Below are 4,156 nucleotides of genomic sequence, written 5' to 3' on the forward strand. Positions count from 1 at the left end.
GGGGCACGGCATGATTAAATCTTGGATTAAGAACCGAAATATCTCTGATGCCGTGCCCTGAAATCAATCAACGATCCGATGGGTGTTTATGCCCGTTTGCCATTTAATTTCCGGATTGATTAGATCGTGATGGTAGGGGCACGGCATGATTAAATCTTGGATTAAGAACCGAAATATGTCTCATGCCGTGCCCCTACTTGGCGATCTGATTGATTAGGGTTTGTTTATTTGGTTTAATTTCCGGATTGATTAGATCGCCATCGTAGGGGCACGGCATGATTAAATCTTGGATTAAGAACCGAAATATGTCTCATGCCGTGCCCCTACTTGGCGATCTGATTGATTAGGGTTTGCTTATAAAGTTGGTTTTCAGGTGTTTCAACAGTACTTGTTTCGGTTTGATATCCAGATTCAGAAGTATTGTTTTTCAGTGTTTCACGCACCTGAACTAACCGAGCGAGTATTTGAGATTTTTCTGGCTGTTTATACCAATTTATTATTGCTATCGAAAGTTCTTCTAGATTATCTGGCAAAACTTCAATTAGTTGTTCTAAGTCAACGAAGTCTTGCGGGGAAAACAGCGTTCGCTCTCGATGCACCACTTGAATAAAAGCAGCCAAATTCTGTTGGTGAAAAGACGTAGCTGCTTGCTGAACGAGTTCTGGGGGTAAGTCTAAAATTTGCCCGATCGCATCCTGACTCAATCCAAACTCGCTGATGCGCGGTATAGATTGCAACTTACCTTCCTGGCGACCTTCTTGCCGACCTTCTTGACGACCTTCCTGACGACCTTCTTGGCGACCTTGCTGTCTACCTTCCTGGCGACCTTCTTCTAATGCTTCTTGAAAGACTCTGGTTTGTCTTAACTCGCTTAAACCCAACATAACTTCAATCTCCTCGCGGCTTTTTTGTGGTAACTTGTAGACGATGATAGTTTCTATCAAATCGATCAGGTCGCGCTTGATGGCTTCATCGTTTACTTGTTGCCTCGCTTGGGCGATTAAGTCCCTTGCTAATGCGGGTGCTGTCTCTTCAGCTTCAATAACTAAGCAAAAATTGCGGTCTTAAAAGCTTTTAGCATTGATTAACCGCAGTCTCAACAGGACAAATTCGATAGGCACAGCGGCGATCGCTTGCTAAAATATGTTCAACTCTTTCAATTTTTACTGTCGCACCTAATAAAGTTTTAAATACTTCTAATTCTGCTTTACACAACAGTCCGCAACTAGCAGCAGCAGCGCGAATCGGACAGTGATTTTCTATCAATAACATCCCACGCTCTGGCAACTCGATCGCTTCTGCCATGTAACCTTCGCGGGTGCGTAAGCGAGCGATCGCATATACCCGACTGCGCCAATCTTCAGCATCCGATATCTTTTCTGTATATGCTTGGATTTGTCGTTGCGATCGCTCTGCTATCAGTTTTTCCAGTCCAGGCGCACCAAATACAGCCTCAACACTCTGCAATAAGTCAACCATCAAATCTGCATGACTATCGGGAAAAATAGCAGCAGCACGGTCTGTTAGGCGCCAAAGTTTCACCGGACGCCCCAAAGGACGTTTTTCTTCTCGATAGCTTACTAAACCTTCTGACTGCAATGCCTGTAAATGCTGCCGCACCGCCATCGGAGATAGATGCAATTCCTCGGCAAGAGCGATCGCACTTTTATCTCCCCGCGTTTTTAATAAATACAGGATTTGATTTTTGGATCTTTGCTGTCCCTCCATAACTTTAATCTAGCTTTTACCTCGAATACAGGCGGGCGGGACGCCCACCCCACAAACCCAAGATCTTGGTGTGGGGACCGGACCTATTGCCCGCGCCCACTCCACAAAGCCAAGATCGACTGCTTGTGGGGACCGGACCTATTGCCCGCGCCCACTCCACAAAGCCAAGATCGACTTGTTGTGGGGTGGGCCCTATTGCCCGCCCTAAGTATTCTTGCCAGGAATATATTGCCGCACGGGTAAATCAAACACTACCTCAAACCGAGCATGAGGTATCATTCGCCGCCAAATCTGCAAATGTCCCTCTGCGTCGCAGCTTCTAGGCATTTTCACACCGTAATCCGCTGTAAATTGGGTAATTGACCGACAATTATCCATGAGAAAAGTAGCGATCTGCGATCGCTGTTGCACCTGTAGGTCATAATTACCTCAAAATTCAATCTCAACAAATTCGTTCTGCCTAATTGACCATCGGGTAATTAGGACAGACACTTTGAGAAAAGGACAGTCTCGCTCTACCCTAACCAGATGCTAGGGCTGTCCTTTTGTTCTGTTTGGCAACGCCATTATGACGTGTCAAATATGTTATGTCAATACGGCGTGTCTATATGGCATAATGACAAAAAGCAGACAAGAAAGTAATTCTCCCATAGAAGCGCTCAGGATAGAAAAAACCAAACTATCCCAAGTTGAATTTGCCGTGCGATGCGGCATTCCACTGCGAACCTATCAACGTTGGGTATCCGGAGAGACAGAAACCCGTCCCAACTTGGTTCAGCTAAAAGCCATCTGTCGCGAGCTAGGAATTGAAAGGGTGAGCGATTTGCCAGATACTTTTGGGCCACCAGAGCCACCTTCAACCGACTCCTGATGCAGCTCTGGCGATCCAGATGTCCAGAAAAGAGCGACGACAGGAGAGCTATTCAACGCTTGGGATTCGACACTAGCGGCGTTCCCGACGACTTACCGTCACAGGAGCGATCGCACTGATCCGAGTTGCAGCTAAAACAACTTTCAATTCTGGCGCCAACCAAGTATACTGGAAACTTGTTTGCGGAAAATCGCTCATTTGTCATCTATCGATGGATAGAAAAAATCTTCGCCCCACGGCTAAAAAAAGAAATCCCTTCTGGCTATATATTTTGGCTTGCAGTGCCATTGGTGTGGTAGTGGGAGGCACTGCGAGCTGGGCAGATAGTCAACAGTGCTGGCTAGCTGAGAATCCGACAACGGAATGCTTGACAAAACGTCCTCAGTTAAGAACGCTGGAAGGAATGAGTACCGGCTTGATCGCTGGTGCGAGTGCTGCAATAGGTGCAACTTGGCAGATGAAGCAGAAAGACGAAGAGCGGTAATGGGTAATGGGTAATGGGTAATGGGTAATGGGTAATGGGTAATTGGTAATTGGTAATAGGTACTTTCTTAGCCATTACCGATTAGCAATTATTTATTAGGTAATAGGTACTTTCTTTCCCATTAGCAATTAGCAATTAGCAATTAGCAATTAGCAATTACCCATTACCTAAAATCGATAATTGCGATCGCGCACCCACAAGCTAACAGGGACAGCATTGCCTTCGGCGTCTACCTTGACTTCGACGACGAAAGGCTGGGGTTTTTCCTGCTGTCCTCGGTTAGATTGTGCTTGATTAATATCATCGTTGAGCAGCTGTCTTTGGTCTTCTGGAAAGTAATAGCTTTCCACGCCATAGGTAACGGTACTATAGCGCAGCAAACCTTTGAGAACCACCTGATTGAAAGGTAAATTGCTGGGGCGATCGCTACTAACTTTGACCGCTCTCCAAGCCAAAGGACGCCCAGACGATATCTGTGTCTCCGGTGCTTCTAAAATAACGTAAAGAGCGATCAGTTCCTGATATCGTTTATCTTTGGTTAACTCTTTCCAACCCGGTAGCTTTTCTAACGTTTCTCGGCGAGAAATATCATAGCTCAACGTTTGCGAGTAACCCCGCAATAAATCATAAGGGTCTACCGGCGCTGTTTGCAGGATCGCCGTTTTGCCGGTAAGGTGAATAAAAATAGCTCCAGCAGGCACTGAAATAATTAGCGCTGTTTGAAGCACTAAAGGTAGCCAAAGCCGCCAAGAAGGCATCGATTGGGAAAATTTAGCATCAGAAGACATAGGAATTTTGATTTAATTAAGTTAATTATGATGCAGCGTTCTGACTTGACATTCTCCCCACGCCTAGAAGGCGGGGGATTCTAAGAATCACTTCAAAGAGTTCCTCTTTCTGCGAGTTGACTTGCTTGGAGGAGTTTCCTCACCCAAGTATTGGTCAGTCTCTGTCGGGTAAGGAGGCACACGTCACCGTGTCCCCCTCCCCTAAGAACCGGACTTGACAGTTTCCCATCATCCGGCTCAAGCCTTGAGCAACTCATTGTTCACACCGTGTATGTGCCTGTGACA

The 4,156-nt window shown here is 46.1% G+C and carries 7 protein-coding genes; 2 read left to right on the top strand and 5 right to left on the bottom strand.

Annotation, left to right across the window (positions count from 1 at the left end):
- Positions 1-323: 323 nt before the first annotated feature.
- From MiSe_RS47915 to MiSe_RS47925, 3 genes are all read right to left on the bottom strand, one after another.
- A complete protein-coding gene (locus MiSe_RS47915) occupies positions 324-1,043 on the bottom strand; it encodes a DUF2887 domain-containing protein (RefSeq protein WP_226594382.1) in 720 nt (239 codons plus the stop codon).
- A 31-nt stretch (positions 1,044-1,074) separates the two neighbouring features.
- Positions 1,075-1,728, bottom strand: coding sequence for a helix-turn-helix transcriptional regulator (locus MiSe_RS47920; RefSeq protein ID WP_226594374.1), 654 nt, complete (start codon positions 1,726-1,728; stop codon positions 1,075-1,077).
- Positions 1,729-1,932: 204 nt separating this feature from the next.
- Positions 1,933-2,139: a hypothetical protein gene (locus MiSe_RS47925; protein WP_226594376.1), complete on the bottom strand. Its 207-nt coding sequence runs from the start codon at positions 2,137-2,139 to the stop codon at positions 1,933-1,935.
- Between the two features lie 157 nt (positions 2,140-2,296).
- Between MiSe_RS47925 and MiSe_RS47930 the strand changes: the two genes are divergently transcribed.
- Positions 2,297-2,599 (top strand): helix-turn-helix domain-containing protein, encoded by a 303-nt coding sequence (locus MiSe_RS47930; protein WP_226594377.1) that lies wholly within the window; start codon positions 2,297-2,299, stop codon positions 2,597-2,599.
- A 72-nt stretch (positions 2,600-2,671) separates the two neighbouring features.
- On the opposite strand, the gene MiSe_RS51805 is transcribed toward MiSe_RS47930, so the two are convergent.
- Positions 2,672-2,797, bottom strand: a complete 126-nt coding sequence (locus tag MiSe_RS51805) for a hypothetical protein (protein WP_264197127.1) — start codon at positions 2,795-2,797, stop codon at positions 2,672-2,674.
- 13 nt (positions 2,798-2,810) lie between these two features.
- Here MiSe_RS51805 and MiSe_RS47935 point away from each other — a divergent pair, with 13 nt between their 5' ends.
- Positions 2,811-3,083, top strand: a complete 273-nt coding sequence (locus tag MiSe_RS47935; protein WP_226594378.1) for a hypothetical protein — start codon at positions 2,811-2,813, stop codon at positions 3,081-3,083.
- A gap of 167 nt (positions 3,084-3,250) precedes the next feature.
- Here MiSe_RS47935 and MiSe_RS47940 read toward each other — a convergent pair whose 3' ends face one another.
- On the bottom strand, positions 3,251-3,871 hold the full coding sequence (locus MiSe_RS47940) for a GDYXXLXY domain-containing protein (RefSeq protein ID WP_226594380.1): 621 nt from the start codon (positions 3,869-3,871) through the stop codon (positions 3,251-3,253).
- Positions 3,872-4,156 lie beyond the last annotated feature (285 nt).

Source organism: Microseira wollei NIES-4236 (assembly GCF_020521235.1).
Lineage (GTDB): Bacteria > Cyanobacteriota > Cyanobacteriia > Cyanobacteriales > Aerosakkonemataceae > Microseira > Microseira wollei.